The organism is Jeotgalibaca caeni (assembly GCF_028863945.1).
In the GTDB taxonomy this organism is placed as follows: Bacteria; Bacillota; Bacilli; order Lactobacillales; family Aerococcaceae; genus Jeotgalibaca; species Jeotgalibaca caeni.
In genome coordinates this window covers 14,260-39,340 of record NZ_JARBEA010000022.1, presented here as the reverse complement: position 1 = coordinate 39,340, position 25,081 = coordinate 14,260, and the positions used below count along the sequence as shown (strand labels likewise).

Below are 25,081 nucleotides of genomic sequence, written 5' to 3'. Positions count from 1 at the left end.
AGCTGACCTTCCGCTACTGGTCCCACAGGACGGACAAATATGGGTATACCCGTGATTTCAAGGTCTATGAATGTGCGGACTGTTCCACCTGTCCACTTCGGTCACACTGCACCAAGGCCAAGGAGGGAAACAATCGTACCATCCGCTACAACGAGCGGTGGGAGCGTCAAAAACGACTGATTCAAGACCTGCTTTCAGAAGAATCGACCGCTGGCATCTACGCGCAACGAAAGATTGACGTAGAACCAACGTTCGGTTTCCTGAAGGCTATTTTAGGTTTCACCCGTCTGTCTGTTCGGGGCAAGGCGAAGGTGAAAAATGAGCTTGGCTTTGCCTTTATGGCGGTAAACTTACGGAAGTATACCGCCCATAAGGGCTCCCAAAGGGAGAAGATCAAAAAAAATACAAAAAAATGGCTCTCGCCACCCCAAAAGGGATCTGCGAGAGCTATTTCTTTATTCATTTTTCTGGTTTTGTCCCAGCCTCTTCGTAATTGGATTAAGAGGGAAGTTGCAGCTTCCGTTCTTCAAAAAAAATAGGTTAGAAAAAGGTTTTTCATTAGGTTCGAAACTATTGTAACGAAAAGGTGTGAAATTTCTCTGAAGGTTATGTAAAACTTTGAGGAAAGTTTGATTAGAATAAAACTCATAAAAAGGAAGAAACCATGCTTGTTTTTTGGTTTATGCTTTGCTATACTATGCGGAGCAAAGTCCTTTAAGCTGATCCCGTGAGATCAAGAAGGGTACAAATTCCATATTTGATACCTATAGGTCCTTTTGCGAATTTTTCGAGAGGGCATTTTTTTATGTCCAAAAATAAGGAGGAATTTAGGTATGGCAATTAATCAAAGACCTTTGTTGTTGGAAGTAGAAGATAGACCACCTGTATTAAAAGGACTCTTGTTGAGTTTTCAGCATGTATTCGCTATGTTCGGAGCTACTATTCTTGTGCCGCTTATTCTCGGCCTGCCCGTATCTGTAGCCCTTTTCGCTAGTGGGATTGGAACACTCATTTATCAAATTGCAACAAAAGCAAAAGTTCCCGTTTATTTAGGATCATCCTTCGCCTATATCACTGCCATGGGAGTAGCCATGGAGCAAATGGGCGGTGATATTGGTGCAGCACAAACAGGAGTCATCTTAGTCGGATTTGTTTATGTTATGATCGCAGCGTTAGTGAAATTATTAGGAACCAAGTGGATTGATCGTTTATTGCCGCCAATTGTGATTGGACCGATGATTATGGTTATTGGACTTGGTCTGGCCTCCTCTGCTGTCACAAACGCCGGTTACGTTTCAGGCGGAGATGTTCGCCACATGTTGGTTGCTACCTTGACCTTTCTGATTACTGCCTTCGTGAATACAAAAGGAAAAGGATTCTTCAAAATCATTCCTTTCCTTTGTGGAGTGATTGGCGGATACTTAATCGGATTAGCTGTCGGAATTGTAGATTTCACACCAGTCATGGAAGCAAACTGGTTTGAACTGCCGCAATTTTATCTGCCATTTGCTAATCCTTGGTTTGAATCATATGAATTTTATCTAGGACCAGAAGCATTAGCCATTGTCCCTGTAGCCCTTGTCACCATTTCAGAACACATCGGTGACCACACGGTACTCGGGAAAATTTGTAACCGGACTTTCTTGAAAGACCCAGGCTTGAGCAGAACGTTAATTGGAGACGGCGTGGCAACAGCGGTTTCCGCATTTATTGGCGGACCGGCAAACACCACATACGGTGAAAATACAGGCGTGATCGGAATGACGCGGATTGCATCTGTTTCTGTGCTGCGAAACGCTGCATTTTTCGCAATCGCACTCAGCTTCATGGGCAAATTCACTGCTCTTATCTCCACTATTCCAAACGCAGTGCTCGGCGGAATGTCGATTCTTCTGTATGGGGTAATCGCCAGCAACGGTTTGAAAGTGTTAATTGAAGAGCAAGTAGACTTCGGTCAAGTACGAAACTTGATTATTGCCAGCTCTATGTTGGTGCTCGGACTAGGCGGAGCAACATTGGACCTCAGTTTCCTCTCACTTTCCGGAACAGCACTCAGCGCTATTGCTGGAATCTTATTGAACCTCATTTTGCCGCACGAAGAAGCTTATGAGCCAAAAGAAGTGCCAGAAATTAAACTAGGAAAAAACACTAAAAAAGAAGCAAACGTATAAAGAAGAAGGAGTTGCCCAATCAATAAGGGCAGCTCCTTCTTTTCTTACTTAAGTTGTTCGGCAACTTGCTCCATCCATTTTTCTGCTTCGAAAGGAGCAAGGAAACTGTGCTGGGCTTCATACGTCTCGTTTCGGTAACACGCTTCGTCAGCGAAATAGAATTCATAACCATTGCAGTAACCTAAAATAAACACATCTAAGGTCTCTCGTAAATCTTTGGTCAAGTCGGATGTGATTTCTCCAGGGACGGTTACGAAGACGAGGTCATCGACTCGAAGAATATGATAAGAAATGGACAAGTAATTTGAAGAAGACTTCTGCTTCAGTAAAACAGACTGCTGGCTCACGCTTATGTGCGCTACTGTTTCCCACGATTCCTCGCTAATCGAGCGGAGTTCCGCCGCAATACGTTCGCCGAAGCGTATCATTTCCTCAAAAGTAGAATCGGAGCGGGTGAAGCGGGTGCTGATGTTTCCGGCGTTGCCATTGAAAAACATGACTTGGTCGAATTCCACCAACTCATGTGCTACAGCGCCGGGAAGGTCTGCTGAATAGAATCGGTTAGCGGCAGACAAAACAGTGGGATGACAAGAAAAATGCCAGAGGAGGAGCCGTTTTCCACTCGTTGTTTCAATCAACACTTTTCCTAAACGCGAATCTCCTGGTTTTCTAGCATCATTTCGGTCGGTCGCAATCCCTTCCAAAATAGAAACTCCTTTCTGATAACGAAAGGGTTCTTGATTTTTGAGGCAGTGCTGAATGAGGAGCATGCTCTTCTTAACTAAATCGGTAAGGAGTGCTTCATCGGATTCTCCAAAAATAGGAGTCCACGTTTGTTTGTATGCCGGATGAGTATCCAAGGTTCCAGCCGGACCGGAGTGAGTATGAGTGGCCGTCAGGAAAACTTGAACGTCCCAGTCGGGGCAAGTAATCAGGAGCTGTCGTTTTAATTCGTCCAGCAACAACTGATCAATGGCTACAAGATCATACGTGATGCAAGCAAGTGCTTCCTTGGTTGAAGGATTGGTGATGACGAAACCTTTCATCCACAAAGGATCCGCCATTCCAGTAGCCGTTCGCATTGGTGCGTATCCTCCCATCCACATTCCGGCAGGAGGAGTGAATTCTACTTGTTGGAAACCAATCTGGTAAGCCATGCATATCCCTTCTAACGTTTATTATTTGTAGTATAATGATAGCATAGACACCAAATAAATGACTCTTTCTTTTGGTGAATTCTTCACGGTTTTTTCACATTTCCATGCTATACTGTCTTTGATTAAAGAAGAAGGAGGAAGCTAATTATGCCACTATTTTTCCCAGTACTTGATTCCACATATATTCTGATTGTCATTGGATTAATTATTTCGATGGCAGCTCAAGCTTATGTAAAACGTACCTTTACCAAGTATAGTGACGATTATAGCCGTAGCGGTTATACTGCAACACAAGCCGCTATTTATATACTAGAACAAGCAGGCATTCATGATGTTCGAGTGGAGCGTGTCAGAGGAAATTTGACTGACCATTACGATTCTCGTAACAAGGTATTGCGTTTATCCGACGCTACCGCAGACTCTTCGTCTGTTGCTGCCATTGGTGTTGCTGCTCATGAAGTGGGCCATGCGATTCAAGACCAACAAGGATACATCCCATTACGCTTGCGTGCGGGGTTAGTCCCAGTAGCAAACTTTGGCCAAACAATTTCCATTCCCATGATTTTCTTAGGAGTTTTCTTAGGTGAAGCTGGATTGACATTTATCCAATTGGGAATTTTGCTGTTTTCTTTTACCTTCATTTTCCAAGTTGTGACGTTACCGGTTGAATTTAACGCTTCCCGTCGTGCGTTACAAATTTTGGATGGCGGTATTTTGAAACGCGACGAAGTTCCAAAGGCACGGAAAGTTTTGAACGCCGCTGCTTTGACTTATGTAGCAGCCGCAATCATGAGTTTCTTGCAACTCTTGCGACTCGTTCTGCTGTTTGGTGGAAGAAGAAGAGATTAATAAGTACAAAAAAGAAGAGGTTGGGACAAACGTCCCGACCTCTTTCCTTTTTACTGCTAATCGTTGCGATAGCGAAACTTTTTTTGCTCTATCAAAACGAAAGATTAACGTAGAATCAATATTCACTTTCTTTTCTAAAAGGTAAGGAAACCAGACTCTTCTTTTTTCTTGAAAACTTAAAAAAACAAGTCTTAATCTAAGCCATCAACGGGTGAGTCCGGCAAGCTTCTGCACAGGCAAAGCAGGCTCTAGCGCAAGCTTGACAGTGCTCGTGATCATGCTTTGCACATTCTTCCCCACATGCTTGGCATGTGATGGCACACAAGTTCAGTATATCGGTCTTCAAACTTCCTTCGCGTGTGAGCATCGATAGTGTCAAAGTACAAATGTCCGCGCACTCCCGATCAGAGCGAATGCAGGCAGCCATATGTTTGACATGTTCTTCTTTTAAACATTCGTCAAAGCAGTGGTTGCAGGCTGCAATACATTCCGTCAGTGCCTTCATCAAGTCTTTTGTAGCTTGTTCCATTTCGTTTCACTCCTTCAAAGTAATTGAATCCTCTTTCTTACCTTAAATTATAGGAGTAATCCCTAGAAGAATCAAATAATACCGGTATTCGGCCACTATTCAACTCAACGTTGCTGTTTGTTGTGAAAGACTCTTGTTTTGTATTATAATATAGAAAAGGATGCAGAGACTTAGAAGCAGTTGTTTTTTACCGAATAGACGGGTTGCATAGGGTCGTATAGGAAGAAGAGGGGGGACACCATGAGAAATCAGAGTAGACAAACAGATCGGCGGGTCATTCGTACGAAACGGGAAATACTAGGTGCATTAACTCAATTACTCGAACAGAAGTCCATCGATGAAATCACAGTGAAAGAAATTACTGATTTGGCAGGGATCAACCGCGGGACATTCTATCTGCATTATGTGGATAAGTATGATTTGTTTGAAAAAAGTGTCAATCAAGTGATTGTGGAAATGCGAGATATCGGGCAAACGATTTTGATGAAGGTGTCTGAGAATTCGGATCCTGAAGTACTGAAAAAAGAAGTCTCTTCCTCGATGGGAGCTATTTTTGAGTATGCTCTGGAAAATCACCGCTTCATCAAGAGTTTATTAAGCGAAAACAGTACCTACTCCTTCCACCATAAATTCAATGAAATTCTCAACGATTACTTTGTGGAAACGATGAAAGATTCGCAGACAGAAGTACCGCCAGTCTATCTTGTTGCAGCAATTTCCTATGCGGTAGAAGGGCTGATTCATTCGTGGCTTCAAGGAGGTATGAAAGAAAGTCCAGAAGAAATGGGCGATATCTGTTTCGAAATCATCTATCGCAATATGTCAGGTGTCATGAATAACCAAAATGGATAAAGAAACATAAAAGGAGGGACATCGACTACAGGTGCCCTCTTTTTACGAATCAGGCAAAGGAGTGAAGAGAATGGGGAAGGCAGAACTGGACTTCAGCTTAGTAGAAGAAATGCTACAGAAGACAAAAGAAGAAATTGAAAAGATGAATCCGGTGAACGTCTTATTAGTAGGAAAGACCGGTGTCGGGAAGAGTACGTTAGTAAATAACGTCTTCCGTGAACGGCTTGCCTCAACCGGAATCGGAAAGCCTGTTACAAAACACTTACGCCGCATCGAAAAGGAAGGCATTCCAATCGTTCTGTACGATACGAGAGGGTTGGAGCTCAGTAAGGACGTCCAAGCCGAAGTGCGGAAAGAAATCTTTTTGACCATTGACGGAAAGCAAGATAAAGGGCCGACAGAATCCATTCACGTGATTTATTATTGTATTAATGCCAATTCTTCTCGGATTGAAGAAGCGGAAATTGATTTTATTAATGAACTTGCAGAAAAAGTTCCGGTCGTAATTGTTCTAACCCAGTCCATTGGAGAAACGGCTGAAGAGTTTAAGGGATATATTGAGGCCTTGAATTTGAATGTAGTAGCGGTTTTAACCATCCTTGCAGAACCGTTTGTCATTTCAAAAGACATTACGATTCCACAAAAAGGATTGAAAGATTTAATTACTTTGACGTTTGAAGTCATCCCTGAGGAGGCCAAAAAGGCTTTTACGAATGCCCAACAAGTGGATATTGAGCGTAAAGTGAAAGCAGCCAGACGTTGGGCGACCCGGTACATTGCGACAACCTTTGGAATTGGCTTTACCCCGATTCCTTTTTCCGATGCGACGGTATTGGTACCCATGCAAATAACGATGATGTCGCATATTACTGCCATTTTCGGGATTTCCTTAGACCGAACGAGTATCGCCAGTATCTTGGGGGCGATTGGCGGAACGAGCGGGGCTACTTACTTGGGACGCTACATTGTCTCAAACCTCATCAAACTCATTCCGGGAGCAGGGACGGTTGCGGGCGGGATCATCAGCGGCGGTACAGCATCGGTGTTGACGAGTGCTCTGGCGCTTAGTTACATTGAAGTGCTGGCTTTTATTGCAAAGGGAGAAGTGAAGGGGGAATACCCCGACCTGCGCAATATTGGCGAACTGATGCATACGAGATTGCAGGAACGTTTGAAAAATGGGAAAAACGATGCGGACTTACAAGAACTGCTTCCCCAAAAATCCGATAACCCACCACCCAAAAAGGGCTGGTTGCAGAAGGTGAAGCAGCGTTTGAGCAAGAAGGAAGACGACAAAAAAACGGTCGAGTGAGGGGAAAAATCACTCGGCCGTTTTGTATTAACCTTCTAAAATCATAACGCCAATCCCTAACAAGCCAGGACCGGTATGCACGCCTAGAACAGGAGAAATCTGGCCTTCTGAAAATAGTTTAGCATTTTGGATGAGATCTTGGATCTCCGATTTGATTTGCAGCATTTCGTCTTCTGCAGCACCATGACAAATTCCTAGGTAATAATTTTTGTGGCCCGCCAACGTTTCGCGAGTCAACTCAATCATTTTCTGGATGCTTTGTTTACGACCGCGCACTTTTGCGATGGTGTCATAAATACCTTCTGGATTACAAGAAATAATGGGCTTAATTTTTAGGGCGCTGCCTAAAATACCGGATACTTTCCCGATACGACCGCCTTTAATCAGGTATTCCAATGTTTTTACGCCAAAGAAAACAGTGGAGTCTTTGACAGCATCTTGGGTTTTCTGAACCGCTGTTTCAAAGTCCAACCCTTTTTCTAATAATTCAGCAGCGTAAATCCCAACAAAACCAGAACCGATTCCGATGTTCAATGTGTCGATGACCGCAATTTCCATATCATCTCTTGATTCAGCAACTAACTTCATGGACTGATACGTACCGCTTAATCCACTCGAGATAGCAGAAACAATCACTTTCGTGTGACCATCTGCTTTGATCTGGTCGAGCAACTGATCAATGTCGCTGCCGAGTGGCAAACTGGTTTTTGGAATTTCTTTTTGGAAAGAATCATACACTTCTTGCGGTGTGATATCCACACGGTCTTTATAAGAACGGTCTGTATAATTAATCATCAATGGCATGGTGTACAAGCCATATCTTTCTGTTAACTCCATGGAAATATCATTACAGGAATCTACTAAAACTGCTATCTCTTTATTTTTCAAATGAATTCTCTCCTTTTACGGTTACATCAGTGGGGGCAGCGATTTCATTTAAGTTTCGCGCTCCGTTTAAGGTGATGATTTGTTGCGTTAATAACTTAGAAGCAAGGGATAAGGTTACCATCTTTAGAGCCAGGTTCTCATTCGAAATATGGTCAACAGTGAAAGAAAACTCTTTGTTTCGTCCTAAACAATCATAGAGACGTTGAAAAGACTGTTCCACTTCATCGCAAAAGGTATTATAGGCAACTTCATTCCCTTTCAAAGCAGTTTGTAGCGCCATTCCTTTTTCAATATCTGTTAACGGCAATACTTGCTTCAACAATGAAATCACAATCAACTTAGCGATATGGATTTTATAATATTTCTTTTTGATGGGCCGTTCGATGAGACGGTACTTCACATAGTTATTCACCATCGCAGGTGTAATAATCCGATCGTCTTCTGTTTGTTGCAAAAATAATAATTGATTTTCGATAATGGTCAGAACCTGATCGCTGTATATACCGAAGTCAGGCAATTCTTCCCACCGTAATAGCTTGATCCGGAACGTTGCTTCTCGAAATTGCATGAGTTCCTTTTCTTCCAAAGGGAACACCCCATTTATTGTTTCGACCATCTAGTTTTCATTATTAGGAAAAACGGTTATGGTTACTAGAAGAAATATAACAGAAATAGAGAATGATTACAATAAAGAAAGCTCGAAAGGTGGATGCAAGATGGCATTTTTAACACTTGAAGTCACGTTTCAAATTTTTGATTCGTACTCATTGAAAGATAAGAGGAGCACCGTCAAAAGCATCATTCACAGGATGAAAAACAAGTACCCGGTCAGCCTTGCGGAAGTAGCGGATCAAGATCTCCTGAATCAAGCATGTATAGGTATTGCGGTTGCCAACAGCTCCAAGAAGGTCGCCCAACAAATAGTCGACCAACTATTACGCGAAATAGAGAGTCTGTATGAAATAGAGATCATCGATACGAATTATTATGAATAGATAAGTGATAAAATTTGGGGAATAGAGAAGGGATTTGCTAGAATAAAGCCATACAGAAGAGTTGTTATTTTGAAGGAGGGGGTTCCAATGCGCTGGAAGAATCTGTGGCTAGTTGGAGGATTAGTCTTGTTCCTGGCTGCTTGCCAAAATGATCAAGACGATGGGGCTATTGTGGAGACATCAAGTACAAGTTCCATAGAGATAGAAGAAATCATCAGCGAGAGTGTCACAGAGGAAGACAAGACCATTCAATTTATAGATGGCGTAGATAAACTTGTGACAAGAGGCGATAAATATAATTACTATGCATTGGAAGGGAAAGCGGACGGGTTTGAGCGCGTCACGGTTATTATTGAAGGTACCGCAGTAGATATTCGGACAACAGACAATAAATGGCACTTTGTCTATCCATATGCAGCTCCAAATATAGAAACGGAAATCACCTTCACCACCGATCCCACTGTGGAGTATGGAAAAACGGGAATCGATGTAGGCACGCTGGATCCTGAAAGCTATGTGACTCTTACCTTTATTCCAAACGATGATCCGGTCGTTGAAGAACCCGCTGTTATTTCTCAAGAAGGTCAGCCACAAACGTTCCGTAACGAAGATTCCAGCATTGTGGAAATTGTGACCGTTACGAGTATTGAAGTAGTAGAAGCAGATCCCGAACTGAATCCGGTTGGAGAACAACTCTTAAAAGTAGAAGTTCAATATCTAAACGATGGAACGGTCGGCACCCATATCGCCCCTAATTACTTTGTCGCTCGCGACGGAGAAGGCCACTTCTTGCCGTTACGCTATGCTCATTTTTGGTTAAATGAGATAGCACCGGGAGAAAGTTTTCAAGAAACAGTATACTTTGATATTACCGATGAAGGTCCGTATACCATTGATTTCTTCGATGGAGCTTGGGAGGATACGGACGGATTGACCGGAACCGAAATTTAAGCAAATAAAAAGACGTTTAGCCCACCACAAAGCTTGGCGGACTAAACGCTTTTTTGCATAAATTTTTATTTTCTCACCACGAGTACATCACACTTTGCGTTTTTAACGACATAGTTCGAGACGGATCCAACGAGTGCGCGGGTGACCGCTCCTTTTCCGGTTGAGCCAATCACGATTAAATCAGTACCATATTCTTCGGGTAACGAATCCGCAATCAATGACATCGGGTTACCGTTCGTGATGGTTGTTTCAATATCTACTCCTGCTTCTTTTCCATAGGCTAGGTAATCATCCATGAAACTAGTATCGTAGTCCGTCTGGAAGTCATTCGCATGGAGTGGTGTATATTCGGGAGCAATCGTGACATTGCGGTTGTCCATTACAAATACAATGCGCATCTTTGCCTTATTTCGTTGAGCGATCGCAACAGCTTGTTTGAAGGAACGATCCGCTTGCTCTGACCCATCGACCGGTACAAGTAAATTGGTGTATTCTCCTAACATAAAGATCCTCTCCCTTTCAGCAGTTTCTCAAATAGAAAACGCCTTCTCTACTTTCATTTTAGCCTATATGCTTATAAATTGAAAGAAATACAGATCTAGTGTCTTCCTTTAGTGATATTATTTGCTTTTTCCTATTTTAAGCTAGTAAACTGAAGTCATCATACGATTTATGGAGGAGCGGTTAAAATGGGCTTAGTATTGACGATTGACGAAATTCACACACATTTAACAGAATTAGGGCTGATGAGTCCAGAATTAGAAGAAACACTTGTATACGCACAAGTGACACCTTCAGCCGGATCTCTTTTCTTATTTGGCGCCTATGCACAAATGTTGAAGGGTGCTTATTTTGTAATGGGGTTAGAAAAAGAGCGCATTGTTTTAATTCCATTAAACAAAATCAGCGGCAAGATTGATAAAAAATTGGAACCTAATTTCATTCCTCACGAGGAATTAGACGGTGTATTTATTAAAAGAGGAAAGATTCAGCACAGTGTTACCTTCCTCGGCGAAGACCAAGAATTGCCTTTGAAACTGGGCAATATTGTAATGGGAATGAAGTGGCACAAGGAACACTTGCAACATACCCTGGGTGAGTTGGAAAAACTCCAGAAAGTAGTCGGTGACGGTGCCGTTTAATCTCACGCTCTTTTGGTTTCGCCGGATTGAGTGCGAACGGTTGACCTTGCGGCCGATTGAATTGAGCGATGCGGCAGATATGTTTGAGTATGCTTCCGATGAAGAGAATACGCGTTACGTATTTGAACAGCATAAGAACCTGGAAGAAACCAAGGATGCGATTGCGACCTTTTTCATGGCAAATCCCGCAGGAAAGTATGCCATCGAACTAAAAGAAACCAAAAAAATGATTGGCACCATCGATATTCGAGTGGTAGAAGAACACAAACATGCGGAGATTGGCTACGTCCTCAACAAGCGTTATTGGGGAAAGGGCTACATGACAGAAGCGGCAACGGCCCTCCTTCAGTTAGCCTTTGAATCAATGAAATTGGAGAAGGTGTATGCCTGCCATGACGCAGATAACGTTTCTTCGGGGAAGGTGATGATACGGCTAGGAATGCAGCGGGAAGGAATCTTACGCCAGCACCGCATTCACAAAGGCAAGCGGATCGATACAGTTTACTATGGAATTTTGAGGGATGAGTACTACCGCAACTTGTTAGAGAAATAGAGAAATAGAAGAGGGAAAGTGGAGGAGGAAAAGAAACAATTGAATTCTCCGTCATTTTCCCTTACAATATGAGTGCACATCGAGAGGACTAGTAAATGAATCATGGGCCAAGAGAGCTTTTCCTAGGCTGGAAGAAAAGCCCCCGCTGATTAGTTGAACCTACCTAAGCGAATCGTCATTCGACCGGCTGTCTGCCGTTATCAAGACAGAGTGGGGCTTTTTTCTTTTTGAAACAAAGCCAAATAAGGTGGTACCGCGGAGTAAAGTAGACTTCGTCCTTTCAGAGGATGAGGTGTGCTTATTTTTTTGTCTAAAAATAGAAAAGGAGCTACAAAAAATGAGTAACCTACAAAAGGAAGATTTTTCAGCTTGGTATATTCAAACCATCAAGCAAGCAGATTTAATGGACTATTCACCAGTTAGAGGATGTATGATTTTCAAACCAGATGGCTATGAAATTTGGGAACATATTCAAGAAGCCTTTAACCAACGTTTTAAGGAAGAGGGCATTCGTAATGCATACTTCCCTATGCTTATTCCTGAGTCTTTCTTCACAAAAGAAAAAGACCATATCGAAGGGTTCAGCCCAGAGCTTCCTTGGGTAACGGAAGCAGCCGGTGAGAAGTTGGAGGAACGCCTAGCGTTGCGCCCAACATCTGAAACGATGATTGGAACAGCCTTTAGTGACTGGATTAATTCATACCGTGACTTACCATATGAAATCAACCAATGGGCAAACGTATTCCGTTGGGAGAAGAAAACACTCCCATTCTTGCGTACGTCTGAATTCTTGTGGCAAGAAGGGCATACCGCACACGAAAACGAAGAATCTGCCCGTACGCGTACCATGAGAATGCTTCAAATATACAAAGAAGTAATCGAAGATGTATTGGCTATTCCAGTCTATGAAGGACAAAAAACACCTTCTGAACGTTTTGCCGGAGCAGTAGACACGTATTCCGTTGAAGCGATGATGAAAGACGGAAAAGCCGTGCAAGCAGGAACTTCCCATTATATGGGAACAAAATTTGCGGAAGCATTTGACATCAAATATTTGAACCGCGAGAACGAACACGTTCATGCCCATACAACTTCATGGGGTGTATCTACTCGTTTAATTGGTGCTACCATCATGGTTCACGGTGACGAACAAGGCCTTGTATTACCACCAAAAGTGGCGGCGAAACAAGTAGTCTTAGTGCCAGTAGGACCTTGGAAGAAAAATCCAGCAATCCTTGAAAGACTGGAAGAATTGCTACAAGAATTGAAAGCAAACGGCATCCGCGCCATGATTGACGACAGCGACAACTCTCCAGGCTTCAAGTTCAATGAGTGGGAACTACGTGGCGTGCCAATGCGAATTGAATTTGGACCGCGTGATTTAGAAAACAATCATGTGATGGTGAAAATGCGCGACAAAGATGGCAAAGAAGCTATTTCATTAAATGAAATTGTTTCCCATATTCCAACCGCATTAGACCACATGCAAGCACGTCTACTCGAAAGTGCCCGCGAAAACCGCAAGCAACATGAGTATACGCACATCAATACGTTGGAAGAATTGAAACAACATATCGAAGAAAAGCGTGCTGCTGGAGAAACACCTGGTTTTGTTTTAGCAGGCTGGGATGGTACTGAGGAAACAGAAGCAAAAATCAAAGAGGAAACGGGATTCACAACCCGGAACATTCCTTTCGAACCTGCAACAAAGAAAGAAACATGTATCGTAACAGGCAAACCAGCGACTACGACCGTATGGTTAGCTAGAGCTTATTAAGCAAAGAAAAGCAGTGGACTACTTCGGTAGCGCCATTGCTTTTTTGTGTTTCGCCTAGTTATTATTTTTGAGCAGACACGAACAAATGAGGCCGCTCCTGGAAGATTATTTCTCCGAAAAAAAAAGAAGCTGGGAGATTCTCCCGCTTCTTTTTGTATGTTAGTCTTCTTTTTTCTGTGGATGCAAGAAGGTGATGTTTTGTTTTTTCAAAATATCTTGTGCATTTTTCAGATGAACTTCCCGTTGTGCTCTTTTAAGCTTCTTCGGTGTAACATCATTTCCCTCTGGATCATAGACCGTTGAATTCAATAAGATTTCATTCATTGATCCACGGAAATTCTGCAAGTATTCTTCGCGTAGAGTAGCACGCTCTGTTTTCTCTGCTTCCGTTAACCCAGCTGGAGTTTTTGCTTTTTTGGCTAATTCGTTAATTCTTTTTAGCAAATGATCCATCGTTCCAATCATTCCTTTCTTATATACCGAATTGCTCCTCATACCAACTCTTGGCAGCTTGCAATTCTTCTTGTGTCAAGGAGTGCCCGGCAGTCCCCCAATAGGTAGTTACCTTGCTCTTGGCTTGCTCCAAACGTTTGATTAAGTCCTTCGTTTCATCAGGAGGACAGATGGGGTCATTGACCCCCGCCCCTACAAAAATATGCAACCCTTCTTGTGCCATCATTTCACGATCTCGAAACGGCACCATTGGATGATGCAAGAGGGCACCTTGGAAAATATCCTTGAAGAAGTATAGCATACTTGCCGCGATGTTTGCACCATTAGAGTATCCTAACACAACGATTTGGTCTGGTTTGAAGTGATATTCGGTAGCTGCCTCCGTAATAAACGTAGCCAATTCGTGTGTGCGTTTTTCCAAGTCTTCCAAATCGAAGACTCCTTCAGATAGGCGGCGGAAGTAACGGTTCATGCCATTTTCGGACACATTTCCCCGCACGCTCAAAATACTGGCATTTTCATCGATCATTTTGGCTAAAGGAATTAAATCTTTCTCCGTTCCGCCTGTTCCATGAAGTAAAAGGAAGACAGGGCGGGTTGGATTTCCTTCTTGGTAAAAGTGATGATAGGTCATGGTTATTCCTCCTTAATTATCTCTAATTCGAAACAATTGTAGCATAGCTCTTCTTAAATTACAAATGGACACTTTTTTAGAAATTCTTATGAATCCGCTTGCTTCAACACATAAATACTGGTAAAATGTGTAATAAGTTTGGTTAGCGAATAAACAAACTAAATTATTTATCCGCTTCCAAATCAAGAAGATAACATCAATAGAGAAGAGGTACATGTTTTGAAGAAAAGATATGTTCAAGTAGGAACCGGCGGAAGAGCAAGATTTTTTTATGAAGCAGTCGCTTCAACCTATCATGAAACAAGTGAGATGGTAGGGTTTTGTGATGTCTCACAAACAAGAATGAATTATGCGAACCATGTATTGGAATCCAAGTACGGACAAAAGGCAGTTCCTACATATCACTACACCGAATTCGACCAGATGTTGGACGATCTAAAACCGGATTACGTCATTGTTACCACAGTAGATCGTACGCATCACGATTATATTATTCGTTCAATGGAAAAAGGATACGATGTAATTTCAGAAAAACCAATGACAATTGATGAAGAAAAAACCCAAGCTATTCTTGATGTTCAGAAGAAAACAGGAAAGAGTTTGCGCGTTACCTTCAATTACCGTTATGCTCCTCATAATACTAAAATTCGTGAGTTGATAAGCCAAGGGATTATTGGTGACGTATTCTCTATTCATTTTGAGTGGTTACTCAATACAGAACATGGGGCAGACTACTTTAGAAGATGGCATCGTAATAAGGTAAACAGTGGTGGACTGCTGGTTCATAAATCAACGCATCATTTTGATTTAGTAAACTTTTGGCTAAACAGCTATCCAAAGACTGTATTCGCTTTTGGTGACCTTAACTTTTATGGAATGAAGAACGCAGAAAAGAGAGGCGTAAAAGATTTCTACTATCGTTCTTATGGCAGCGAGAAAGCGAAGAACGATCCATTTGCGATTGACTTGGAAAGCTCCGAAGAGTTACGTGAATTGTATCTAAAAGCTGAAGAAGATAGTGGCTATATCCGCGACCGCAGTGTATTCAGTGATGATATATCGATTGAAGATACTTTAGGACTGACAGCGAAATATGAGAATAATACGATTCTGACGTATTCTCTTAATGCTTATATGCCATGGGAAGGATTTAATGTTTCCTTTAATGGCAGTAAAGGCCGTATCGAGATGAAAATTGTAGAACGTTCCTATATTAATGCTGGTGGAGATAAGGATGATGAAGGCGCACTTGAAGTTAAAGAAATCATGGTTTATCCAATGTTTGGAAAACCTTATGAAGTCGATATTGAAAGTGGAGAAGGCGGCCACGGCGGCGGTGACCCAGTATTACTGAATGATATTTTTGGCGTACCGGAAGAAGACCCATACAACCGTGCTGCTTCGCATATTGATGGAGCAATGTCGATTCTTACTGGAATTGCAGGAAACAAATCGATTGCATCAGGAATGCCCGTTGATATTCAATCGCTTTTACGATTCTAAAAATAATGAATAGGCTTACATAAATTAGTTGACAAAGAGTCGATTGTCGGATAATCTTTGTACGTAAGATAGTTAGCTTTGTAAACAAACCAATGTAACAAAGGTTTGTAACCGAATTCAATTGAAGGAGGAGTGGAAAGTAGAGTGAATACACCACAACGTAGAGAGGAAGCACGGAAACAAGCAAGGGAAATGGTTTCCAAGATGACTCTAGAAGAAAAAATTTCACAGTTGGATTACCGTTCAAAGGATATCCCGCATCTGCAAGTGAAAGAATATAACTATTGGAGTGAAGGTCTTCATGGAGTAGCAAGAGCAGGGGTTGCTACGATGTTCCCTCAAGCAATTGGTTTAGCTGCAATGTTCGATGAAGAATTATTAGAGGAAGTAGCAGAAGCAATCTCTCTAGAAGCTCGAGCGAAATACCACGCGTTTGAAGGAAAAGAAGACTTTGATATTTATAAAGGTCTGACCTACTGGTCGCCAAATATCAACATCTTTCGTGATCCTCGTTGGGGTCGAGGGCAAGAAACATATGGAGAAGACCCCTATTTAACCAGTAGGTTAGGTGTAGCCTTTATCCAAGGCTTGCAAGGAACAGGGGAATACCTGCGAATTGCTGCTTGTGCGAAGCACTTTGCCGCACACAGCGGTCCTGAAGAATTGAGGCACGGATTCCAAGCGGAAGTATCTCCTAAAGATTTATACGAAACGTATCTCCCTGCCTTCAAAGCAGCCGTTCAAGAAGCGGAAGTGGAAAGCGTGATGGGAGCTTACTCCGGTATCAATGGAATACCAATGTGCATTCATGATGAGATGATCAACGGATTACTGCGCGAGGACTGGGGATTCGAAGGACACTTTGTTTCTGATTACTATGCCTTAGAGGATATTGCGAAGAACCATAAGTACTCGAAAGACCACACGGAAACGATGGCACTTGCGCTGAAGGCTGGACTCGATTTATGTGCTGGAAACATAGCTCCTCTCACCAAGGAAGCGCTAGAAAGAGGATTAATCCAAGAAGAGCAGGTTACTACAGCCGTTGAGCGTCTCTACACAACACGTTTCTTGTTGGGAATGTATGAGGAAGAATGCGAATACAACCAAATCTCCTACGATGTTGTTGACTCTCCGGAACACCAAAGACTGAACTTGGAAGCTACCAGAAGATCAATCGTTCTCTTAAAAAATGAAGGGATTTTACCTTTAGAAAAAACAAAATTAAATGCTATCAGTGTCATTGGTCCTAATGCGAATAGTCGAATTGCACTAACCGGAAACTACCACGGAACAGCTTCACGGTATCATACGGTTCTTGAAGGGATTCAAGATTATGTGGTCGATTCCACAAAAGTATATTATGCAGAAGGATGCCATTTATACAAAGACAATGTGGAAGGTAGACTAGCGAAGGCTGATGACCGCGAAGCGGAAGCAGAAATCGTAGCAGAACGAAGCGACGTGATTATTCTTTCGCTAGGATTGGATTCTACCATTGAAGGTGAACAAGGAGATGCGGGGAATAGTTATGGTTCTGGAGACCGACTTGATTTAGGGCTGCCAGGAAGACAGGAAAAATTGCTGCGACGCATGCTCGAAGTAGGGAAACCCGTTATTGTATTGCTTCATGCAGGTGGATCCATTGTTTTGAATGGTTTAGAAGACCATCCGAACTTGAAGGCCATCTTGCAATGTTGGTATCCAGGTAGTTTAGGCGGAAGAGCGATTGCGGAACTATTATTTGGGGAGTATAGCCCAAGTGGGAAGCTGCCCGTAACGTTCTACAAACGGATGGAAGACTTGCCTTCCTTTACAGATTATTCGATGAAAGACCGCACGTATCGTTATCTCGAAAAAGAACCGTTGTATCCATTTGGTTTTGGCTTAACTTATTCAGAAGTAGTACTTCAAAACTTACAAATTACTGAGATTCGAGAAAATGAGGGGATTGAAGTAGCTGTATCCGTCAAAAATACGGGAGAGCGAATAGTAGAGGAAGTTGTCCAATTCTACATACAAGACAATGAATCTAAATGGGCACCACGTAATCCGCGACTGGCCCTCTTCAAAAGGATAAAGGTGCAGCCAGGTGAAGAAAAGTTACTAGAACTTACGATTGATTGGAACCGTTTGCTAGTTGTAGATGAGGATGGAAAAGAAAAGCTAGACAGTTCTTCATTTACTTTGTATGCCGGGCTTTCTCAACCTGACGCACGAAGCGTACATTTAAAAGGTTCTGAGCCCTTAACAGCTTCATTAATGATTGGTAATTAAGTAATAAACAATAGAGGAGGAATTCATTTTGTTTAATAAAAAAATTAGCAAGTTCATTTTTTCAAGCGCAGCGGTTTTAGCATTAGCGGCATGTGGAAATGGGGCATCTACCGAATCTGGTGAAGATTCAGTAGCAAGTGATGCAGCTTCGTCTGCAGAAGGGAATAATCAAGACCAAATCGTATTACGTATGGCATGGTGGGGTTCGCAAGCACGTCATGATGCGACTGTAGAAGTGATTGAGATGTATGAAGAAGAAAACCCGAATATTGACATTCAGTATGAGTTTTTTGATATGGACGGTTACATTACCAAGCTGAACACCTTAGTAGCTTCTGACTCCATTTGGGACATTTTCCAACTAGGTGGAAATTATCCTGCTTATATTGACAACATTCAACCACTTGATAGCTTTATCGAAGACGGCACCATTGACACATCGAACACTACTGAAATGTTCCTTGATACGACAAGAGATCAAAATGGAAATATGGTAGGTCTTTCCTTAGGGGTAAACAGTTATGGGATTGCTTATGACCCAGCAATGTTTGAACAAGCAGGAGTCGAAGAACCGGCAGAAAACTGGACTTGGGCTGAGTACAAGGATGCAGCCCTGAAAGTTAGCGAAGAATTTGGTGTTTTCGGAAGTTCCATTATGGATGATTTCTTAGCGGGCGGTACGATTGGCGTTGGACCAGATTATAACTTCTTCGACAAAGACGATCAAACAAAACTCGGCTTCGATGATCCAGGTCGACTTGTTGACTATATCGCAATGAGAAAAGAACTAGTTGATAAAGGAGCCTACCCAGATCCAGGAGCAGCAGCCGAAGTAACAGATATTGAAGGTGACTTCGTAGTAACTGGAGAAGCTGCAATGACATGGGTTGCAACTAACCAATTCCCGACTCTAGCAAGCGCTGCTGGAAAAGAATTGAAACTAACCACTTTGCCAAGAAAAGATAAAGATGATCCATACGGACTTACTCTAAACTCTTCTCAAATGTTGAGTATTCCAACAAGCTCCGAGCATCAGGAAGAAGCAGCTAAATTCATCAACTTCTTCGTAAACGATGAAGAAGCAAACCAAATTCTGAACGGAGAACGTGGTGTGCCAATCATGTCTAACATTCGTGAAATGTTAGAAGAAAATGCATCACCTGAATTGCTTGAAGTATTCTCTTATGTAGATTATGTAGGAGAACAACACAATGAAGAATTGAATAACATTGAGAATCCTCATACAGCAGAAATCAGAGATCAATATGAGTTATTACTGGATCAAGTAATTTACGATGAAATTACACCTGAGGAAGCTGCACAACAAATTTATGACTTTGCGGTAGAGACGATTAAATAAGGATGACCGATTAGGCTGCAAGAAAAGGACGACTCATTCTTGCAACCTAATTCTTTTTATAACGTCTAACGAAGCAAAGACGGGAGGATACCAATGAAAACAGAAGCGTTAGAAGAAAAAAGCAAGAAGGATGGGAGCTTCTCGACGAAGATGAAAAGTTTCCTTAACAAAGATAATGTAGCGGGTCATATTTTTTCAGCACCCTTTATTATTGGGTTTCTAGGATTCACTATTATCCCGATGGTTTTCTCTATGTATTACTCTTTTACCGACTATAACATGGTTCAAGAAGAGACTTTTATTGGCGCAGCTAACTATGTCCGGTTATTTAGTGATGAGCGGTTCCATAAATCCTTAATTGTTACATTGATTTATGTAGGTGTTTCAGTCCCAGTGAAGCTAGCTTTCGCTCTTTTTGTAGCCTACCTTCTCACTAGAAAAGTAAAAGGGGAGACCGTATACCGTTCGCTATTCTACGTTCCTTCACTCATTGGAGGAAGTATTGCGGTTGCGCTTGTTTGGAAAGAATTATTTTCTCGTAGAGGGTTAGTCAACAACATGCTGCGGATTGTCGGACTGACTCCTATCAGCTGGTTTGGTGATCAGGATATGGCAATGATTCCGTTGATTCTTATTTCTGCGTGGCAGTTTGGATCATCCATGATTATTTTCGCGGCAGGTTTGAAGGAAATTCCGAACACCTATTACGAAGCAGCGATTATTGATGGAGCTAACAAAGTCCAAATGTTCTTCAAAATCACGCTTCCTTTATTGTCGCCTATTATCTTATTCAACTTAATCATGCAAACCATCTCCGCCTTTATGGCTTTCACACAAGCATTTGTTATTACCGGTGGAGGACCGAATGATGCAACGAACTTCTATGCCCTCTATGTATACAACCATGCCTTCAGTTATTACAACATGGGCTATGCAAGTGCGATGTCATGGATTATGTTGATCATTATCGGATTCATCACATTCCTTATTTTGAAATTCTCAAAATATTGGACATTTACAAATGACTAGTGAAGGAGGAGAACCATGACTTCAGCAAAAAGAAGAATGAATAAATTTTTGTTCCATGCTTTCTTAATCGTGTTTGGTTTCATGATGATTTATCCAGTTTTATGGATGATTTCGGGGTCGTTAAAAGACAATTCGGAAATTCTATCCGGTTCTCTAAGTCTGATACCAGAAAATTGGCGTTGGGAAAATTTCGTTACGGGGTGGAAAGGATTTGGAGGCATTGGGTTTGGCACGTTCTTCAAGAACTCTTTCTTTATTTCCACCATTTCCACTATTGGAACGGTTCTTAGTTCAGCTTGTGTAGCATATGCCTTTTCTCGAATTAAGTTTACAGGCAGAAGATTTTGGTTCATTTGTATGCTGCTAACGATGATGCTGCCGAGCCAGGTAATTTTGATTCCACAGTACATTATTTATAATCAACTCGGTTTCGTAGGAACGAACGTCCCGCTGATTTTGCCACATTTCTTTGGACATGCCTTTTTCATTTACCAAATGATGCAGTTTATGATCAGCATTCCCAAGGAGTTAGACGAGTCGGCTTACATAGACGGTTGCAGCAAATATAATATTTTTACAAAAATCATCTTCCCATTATTGAAGCCTTCCCTAATTACCACTATCATCATCCAGTTCTACTGGAAATGGGATGATTTTATGGGACCATTAGTTTATCTGAATAAACCAGAATCCTATACAGTCTCCATTGCGTTGAAGTTATTTGCTGATGCGGGTTCAACGACCGACTATGGAGCTATGTTCGCGATGTCGACTTTATCGTTGATTCCGGTCTTCTTGATTTTCTTATTCTTTAATAAGTATTTGATTGAAGGAATCAGCACGTCTGGACTGAAAGGATAGGAGTTGCTCAAATAAAATGATTGATCGGATAAAGCTATTAAAAAGAAATAATCCTGTTCATAAGGTGATTGATTATCAATCACCTTTAACAATTGGAAATGGGGAGTTTGCCTTTACGGCTGATATTACGGGACTGCAATCTTTCCCCGAAATTTATGCCACAAAAGGCGGCATTCCTTTATGCACCATGAGTCAATGGGGATGGCATTCAACCCCAGTTGATGATGAAGGGAATACCTATGACTTAACCGATTTGGAAATGACCGACTATCAAATGGGAAATAAAAAGGTCGTTTATCCAGTTGAGCCGCAAGCAGGGAACGAGGAAATCTATCACTGGTTACGAGAGAATCCGCACCGCGTTAACTTATCGAATCTACGTTTTACCTTAGATGAAGAAGATTTGGTGGAAGAAGCTCTTTCTCAGCCTCATCAAGAACTTGATTTGTACAGCGGGGTATTGGAAAGCAACTTCCATTTAGATGGACAGAAATGTTCAGTAGAAACCATGTGTGACTCGGTCTCAGATGCGGTAGGAATTCGAGTACACTCTCCGCTGTTCAGTACGAACCGACTGAAGTTGAAGCTGGATTTCTTCTATCCTTCTTCTGATATATCGGGTTGGGATAAGGAAAGTAAGGCAAGCCATGAAACGAAATTAGAGGAAATAAGTCCGACTACGTGGCAGATTATGCGTAAAGTCGATGGTTTTTCTTACTTTGTTTACGTTACTGCAGAGAACGCCATGAACGTTGAACAAGAGGAACATGCAATTTGGTTGTACCCCTCGAACGGACAAGATTTAGCCGTCTCTTTTCTTTATTCCATGGAAACTTCAATCAACAATCCTTCAACCACTACCCAACTGAAAGAGCGATGTGTGAAGGATTGGAATGACTACTGGAATACAGTGGGGATGATTGACTTTGAACAAGCTACAGATCACCGCGCTGCTGAATTAGAAAGACGACTTATCTTGTCCCAATATTTAACGACTATTCAAGGCACCGGATCCATGCCGCCACAAGAAACCGGACTAATCTGTAATAGTTGGTACGGGAAATTCCATCTTGAAATGCATCTGTGGCACAGCGCATATTTCCCATTATGGAACAAGCCGGAGCTGCTGGAGAGAACGTTGAAATGGTACTTGAAAAACAAAGGGAAAGCGGAAGAAAATGCGGAGCGAAATGGATTTGTGGGCTTGAGATGGCCTAAAATGATTGGTCCGGATGCAGTCGACAGCCCATCCATTATTGCACCTTTGCTTGTATGGCAGCAGCCACATATTTTATATATGCTGGAGCTCGTTTATCAGCAGAAAAAAGATGTTGCTTTGCTTACAGAGTACTGGGAAATTGTAGAAGGAACTGCACAGTTTATGTGTGACTTTTTGAAGTATGACGAGAAGGACGACCGCTATCACCTGATTGCACCGCTCATTCCTGCTCAAGAAGAATTTGATCCGACTACCGTCCTTGATCCAACCTTTGAATTAGAGTATTGGCGCTTTGGTTTACTTCTCGCTGAGAAATGGGCCGAACGGTTGAAGAAACCTACTGATAAATGGGAAAAAGTCCGCAAAAAAATTGCCGTTCCGGTGCAGAAAAATGGGCTTTATCTATCTCATGCCAATTGTTCAGATACGTATGAGAACTATAACCGAGACCATCCGATGATGGTAGGTGCATATGGACTTATTCCAAGTGAATATATTGATCCGGAAATGATGACCCAGACTTTGGAAAAAGTAGTGGAATGTTGGGAATTTGAGACCTTATGGGGTTGGGATTTTGCTCTTATGGCGATGTGTGCTACCCGTTTAGGGAAGCCAGAGCTAGCAGTTCAACTGCTATTAATGGATTCCCCTAAAAATTCCTATGTTAAAAATGGAAATAATTATCAAAAATTAAGAAATGACTTGCCGGTTTACTTGCCGGGAAATGGCTCTTTGTTACTTGCAACTGCGCTTATGGTAGCAGGAACAACAGACTCTTCCACAAAACTCCCTGGTTTTCCTGATAATGGAAAATGGGAGATTCAATTTGAGGGAATCGCTCCATTTCCATATTGATGCTTAGTAATAGGTGGTTTATTTTTAGAAGTGAGGGAGCGACGTGTCTACGAAAAAAACTTTCATTGAAGATAAATTGTTTTACCGCTTCTTTAATGCGACATATCGTTATCTGAAATTGAATCTTTATCATACATTGTTTACTGTGTTTTTCTTTATAAGTTGCAACTTCCTCGTTGTGAAGGGAGATACTTTATTTTTGTTTGTCCTTACCGCGATTCCATTAGGCCCATCTTTCATGAGTATGATGGAAAGTGTAGAACGGTATAAAAGAGAGCAAGAATTACCTAACTTGCGGCAATATGCGAAGCAAATGGTTCACTATTTCTCATCTGGTGTTGTTTTTTCCATTTTATTAGCAATGAATCTGCTTTGGTTCTTTATGACCCTGTTATTCTTGCAACAAACGAATCTCGGTGTGGTTCTATTGCCGGTATTCTTTACGTTTGGCAGTATTACATTAGCAACCATCATCACTGCCATGGTTCTGAAGGTGAATCAGCCTACACTTCATTTCGTACCAGCACTGAAGGAAGCTTTTTTTCTCAACTTGAAGCAAGTATTGGTCAGCTACTTTTACAGCGTTCTGATCATTGGTTTGCTTTTCGTTATGTACTACCGACCGGTTCTGGGATTCCTCGTATTAACCAGCGTCGTTGTGACGTATTTATACAATATCAGTACCCAAATTATTATAAAAAATGTAAACGGAGGAGAATAATTTGAAAAAAGATGAAATTTTCTTGCGTGACCCTTATGTTCTCGTGCATGAAAATAAATATTACATGTATGGAACCAGAAGCGAAACTGCTTGGAATAAACAGGAGGACGTAAGTAAATTAGGCTTCGATGTTTATATCAGTGATGACTTAGAAAATTGGAGCGAACCGATTGAAGTTTTCCGGCATCCTGGAGATTTTTGGTCTAATATGAACTTTTGGGCACCAGAAGTCCATGTCTACCAAGATAAATTTTATTTATTTGCTACGTTTAATGCAGAAGGAAAGAACAAAGGCACGCAAATTTTGGTTGCCGATCACCCAGAAGGACCGTTCAGGATACACACAGAAGAGCCTCTTACCCCTCGTGAATGGCCTTGTCTGGATGGAACGTTATATGTGGACGAAGCGGGCACTCCTTATATGATTTTCTGCCATGAATGGATTGATGGCGGGAAAGGAACGATTTGTTCCATTGAACTATCCAGTGACTTAAAAGAAGCTGTTTCGGAACCGAACGTATTGCTTCATGCGATCGATGTAAAATGGCATCACCCTGATACAGAACGTTTTGTGACAGATGGACCGTTTATGTATACGACCACCTCTGGAAAATTATTGATGATGTGGTCATCCTTGCGAGGCGATCAGTATGTCCAGGCAATCGCTGAGAGTGAGTCTGGTACCATCGAGGGTCCATGGATTCATCAAGAAGATTTATTTTACCATGCAGACGGTGGACACGGCATGCTCTTTAAGGATAAAGAAAATCGTCTCGTTTATACCTACCATAGTCCTAACAGCAAGTATTCGGAGCATCCACATTTTTATGAAGTTCAAGATACAGGGGACACCTTACTATTGAAAGAAGAAATGTAACAGGTGAGTTTCAAAGAGCAGTACGATTCCTGAATTTCATTCGATTCGTGCTGCTTCTTTTCTAAGAATATCATCTTTAGGTAAAACCAAGGAAATTTGATAAATTAATAAAGAAA

24 protein-coding genes and 1 pseudogene are annotated in these 25,081 nt (G+C 41.8%); 18 read left to right on the top strand and 7 right to left on the bottom strand.

Annotated features, from left to right (window positions below; translation table 11 throughout):
- Nucleotides 1–368 (top strand): annotated as a pseudogene (locus PVE40_RS06370) (transposase); the annotation flags it as partial.
- A gap of 465 nt (nucleotides 369–833) precedes the next feature.
- Nucleotides 834–2,171 carry a uracil-xanthine permease family protein gene (locus tag PVE40_RS06365; protein ID WP_274731045.1) on the top strand — a complete coding sequence of 446 codons (1,338 nt, stop codon included), beginning with the start codon at nucleotides 834–836 and terminating at the stop codon, nucleotides 2,169–2,171.
- A gap of 44 nt (nucleotides 2,172–2,215) precedes the next feature.
- Here PVE40_RS06365 and PVE40_RS06360 read toward each other — a convergent pair whose 3' ends face one another.
- A complete protein-coding gene (locus PVE40_RS06360) occupies nucleotides 2,216–3,328 on the bottom strand; it encodes a neutral/alkaline non-lysosomal ceramidase N-terminal domain-containing protein (protein ID WP_274731044.1) in 1,113 nt (370 codons plus the stop codon).
- Nucleotides 3,329–3,475: 147 nt separating this feature from the next.
- Between PVE40_RS06360 and PVE40_RS06355 the strand changes: the two genes are divergently transcribed.
- Nucleotides 3,476–4,177: a zinc metallopeptidase gene (locus PVE40_RS06355; protein ID WP_274731043.1), complete on the top strand. Its 702-nt coding sequence runs from the start codon at nucleotides 3,476–3,478 to the stop codon at nucleotides 4,175–4,177.
- 196 nt (nucleotides 4,178–4,373) lie between these two features.
- Here the strand turns inward: PVE40_RS06355 and PVE40_RS06350 are convergent, their stop codons facing one another.
- Nucleotides 4,374–4,706, bottom strand: coding sequence for a four-helix bundle copper-binding protein (locus PVE40_RS06350; protein ID WP_274731042.1), 333 nt, complete (start codon nucleotides 4,704–4,706; stop codon nucleotides 4,374–4,376).
- Nucleotides 4,707–4,946: 240 nt separating this feature from the next.
- On the opposite strand from PVE40_RS06350, the gene PVE40_RS06345 reads away from it, so the two are divergent.
- Both PVE40_RS06345 and PVE40_RS06340 read left to right on the top strand, forming a co-directional pair.
- Nucleotides 4,947–5,558 carry a TetR/AcrR family transcriptional regulator gene (locus PVE40_RS06345; RefSeq protein ID WP_274731041.1) on the top strand — a complete coding sequence of 204 codons (612 nt, stop codon included), beginning with the start codon at nucleotides 4,947–4,949 and terminating at the stop codon, nucleotides 5,556–5,558.
- A gap of 70 nt (nucleotides 5,559–5,628) precedes the next feature.
- Complete coding sequence (locus PVE40_RS06340) at nucleotides 5,629–6,870, top strand: YcjF family protein (protein WP_274731040.1); 1,242 nt, start codon at nucleotides 5,629–5,631, stop codon at nucleotides 6,868–6,870.
- Nucleotides 6,871–6,897: 27 nt separating this feature from the next.
- Here PVE40_RS06340 and PVE40_RS06335 read toward each other — a convergent pair whose 3' ends face one another.
- Both PVE40_RS06335 and PVE40_RS06330 read right to left on the bottom strand, forming a co-directional pair.
- Nucleotides 6,898–7,758, bottom strand: coding sequence for a DegV family protein (locus PVE40_RS06335; RefSeq protein ID WP_274731039.1), 861 nt, complete (start codon nucleotides 7,756–7,758; stop codon nucleotides 6,898–6,900).
- Nucleotides 7,748–8,344 (bottom strand): DUF1836 domain-containing protein, encoded by a 597-nt coding sequence (locus PVE40_RS06330; protein ID WP_274731038.1) that lies wholly within the window; start codon nucleotides 8,342–8,344, stop codon nucleotides 7,748–7,750. Before PVE40_RS06330 ends, PVE40_RS06335 begins: the two co-directional genes overlap by 11 nt.
- A 130-nt stretch (nucleotides 8,345–8,474) precedes the next feature.
- On the opposite strand from PVE40_RS06330, the gene PVE40_RS06325 reads away from it, so the two are divergent.
- Both PVE40_RS06325 and PVE40_RS06320 read left to right on the top strand, forming a co-directional pair.
- Nucleotides 8,475–8,753, top strand: coding sequence for a DUF503 domain-containing protein (locus tag PVE40_RS06325; protein WP_274731037.1), 279 nt, complete (start codon nucleotides 8,475–8,477; stop codon nucleotides 8,751–8,753).
- An 87-nt stretch (nucleotides 8,754–8,840) separates the two neighbouring features.
- Complete coding sequence (locus PVE40_RS06320) at nucleotides 8,841–9,704, top strand: DUF4352 domain-containing protein (RefSeq protein ID WP_274731036.1); 864 nt, start codon at nucleotides 8,841–8,843, stop codon at nucleotides 9,702–9,704.
- Nucleotides 9,705–9,769: 65 nt separating this feature from the next.
- Here PVE40_RS06320 and PVE40_RS06315 read toward each other — a convergent pair whose 3' ends face one another.
- Nucleotides 9,770–10,207, bottom strand: a complete 438-nt coding sequence (locus PVE40_RS06315) for a universal stress protein (RefSeq protein ID WP_274731035.1) — start codon at nucleotides 10,205–10,207, stop codon at nucleotides 9,770–9,772.
- Nucleotides 10,208–10,393: 186 nt separating this feature from the next.
- On the opposite strand from PVE40_RS06315, the gene PVE40_RS06310 reads away from it, so the two are divergent.
- From PVE40_RS06310 to proS, 3 genes are all read left to right on the top strand, one after another.
- Nucleotides 10,394–10,846, top strand: a complete 453-nt coding sequence (locus PVE40_RS06310; RefSeq protein ID WP_274731034.1) for a hypothetical protein — start codon at nucleotides 10,394–10,396, stop codon at nucleotides 10,844–10,846.
- Nucleotides 10,836–11,399 (top strand): GNAT family N-acetyltransferase, encoded by a 564-nt coding sequence (locus tag PVE40_RS06305; RefSeq protein WP_274731049.1) that lies wholly within the window; start codon nucleotides 10,836–10,838, stop codon nucleotides 11,397–11,399. Before PVE40_RS06310 ends, PVE40_RS06305 begins: the two co-directional genes overlap by 11 nt.
- A 337-nt stretch (nucleotides 11,400–11,736) precedes the next feature.
- Nucleotides 11,737–13,176, top strand: coding sequence for a proline--tRNA ligase (gene proS, locus PVE40_RS06300; RefSeq protein WP_274731033.1), 1,440 nt, complete (start codon nucleotides 11,737–11,739; stop codon nucleotides 13,174–13,176).
- Between the two features lie 159 nt (nucleotides 13,177–13,335).
- Here the strand turns inward: proS and PVE40_RS06295 are convergent, their stop codons facing one another.
- Both PVE40_RS06295 and PVE40_RS06290 read right to left on the bottom strand, forming a co-directional pair.
- A complete protein-coding gene (locus PVE40_RS06295) occupies nucleotides 13,336–13,629 on the bottom strand; it encodes a DUF896 domain-containing protein (protein ID WP_420828516.1) in 294 nt (97 codons plus the stop codon).
- A gap of 19 nt (nucleotides 13,630–13,648) precedes the next feature.
- Nucleotides 13,649–14,263, bottom strand: a complete 615-nt coding sequence (locus PVE40_RS06290) for an alpha/beta hydrolase (protein ID WP_274731032.1) — start codon at nucleotides 14,261–14,263, stop codon at nucleotides 13,649–13,651.
- Nucleotides 14,264–14,482: 219 nt separating this feature from the next.
- Here PVE40_RS06290 and PVE40_RS06285 point away from each other — a divergent pair, with 219 nt between their 5' ends.
- The 8 genes from PVE40_RS06285 to PVE40_RS06250 all read left to right on the top strand — a co-directional run bounded on the left by PVE40_RS06285 (nucleotide 14,483) and on the right by PVE40_RS06250 (nucleotide 24,965).
- Entirely contained in the window at nucleotides 14,483–15,766 is a 1,284-nt protein-coding gene (locus PVE40_RS06285; RefSeq protein WP_274731031.1) for a Gfo/Idh/MocA family protein, read from the top strand.
- Nucleotides 15,767–15,910: 144 nt separating this feature from the next.
- Nucleotides 15,911–18,043, top strand: coding sequence for a glycoside hydrolase family 3 C-terminal domain-containing protein (locus tag PVE40_RS06280; protein WP_274731030.1), 2,133 nt, complete (start codon nucleotides 15,911–15,913; stop codon nucleotides 18,041–18,043).
- Nucleotides 18,044–18,071: 28 nt separating this feature from the next.
- Nucleotides 18,072–19,403, top strand: a complete 1,332-nt coding sequence (locus tag PVE40_RS06275) for an ABC transporter substrate-binding protein (RefSeq protein ID WP_274731029.1) — start codon at nucleotides 18,072–18,074, stop codon at nucleotides 19,401–19,403.
- Between the two features lie 93 nt (nucleotides 19,404–19,496).
- Nucleotides 19,497–20,432, top strand: a complete 936-nt coding sequence (locus PVE40_RS06270) for a carbohydrate ABC transporter permease (RefSeq protein WP_274731028.1) — start codon at nucleotides 19,497–19,499, stop codon at nucleotides 20,430–20,432.
- 36 nt (nucleotides 20,433–20,468) lie between these two features.
- On the top strand, nucleotides 20,469–21,293 hold the full coding sequence (locus PVE40_RS06265) for a carbohydrate ABC transporter permease (protein WP_420828517.1): 825 nt from the start codon (nucleotides 20,469–20,471) through the stop codon (nucleotides 21,291–21,293).
- A gap of 16 nt (nucleotides 21,294–21,309) precedes the next feature.
- A complete protein-coding gene (locus PVE40_RS06260) occupies nucleotides 21,310–23,367 on the top strand; it encodes a hypothetical protein (protein WP_274731026.1) in 2,058 nt (685 codons plus the stop codon).
- A 43-nt stretch (nucleotides 23,368–23,410) separates the two neighbouring features.
- Complete coding sequence (locus tag PVE40_RS06255) at nucleotides 23,411–24,088, top strand: hypothetical protein (RefSeq protein ID WP_274731025.1); 678 nt, start codon at nucleotides 23,411–23,413, stop codon at nucleotides 24,086–24,088.
- A 1-nt stretch (nucleotide 24,089) separates the two neighbouring features.
- Nucleotides 24,090–24,965 (top strand): glycoside hydrolase family 43 protein, encoded by an 876-nt coding sequence (locus PVE40_RS06250; RefSeq protein ID WP_274731024.1) that lies wholly within the window; start codon nucleotides 24,090–24,092, stop codon nucleotides 24,963–24,965.
- The last annotated feature ends 116 nt before the right edge of the window (nucleotides 24,966–25,081 follow it).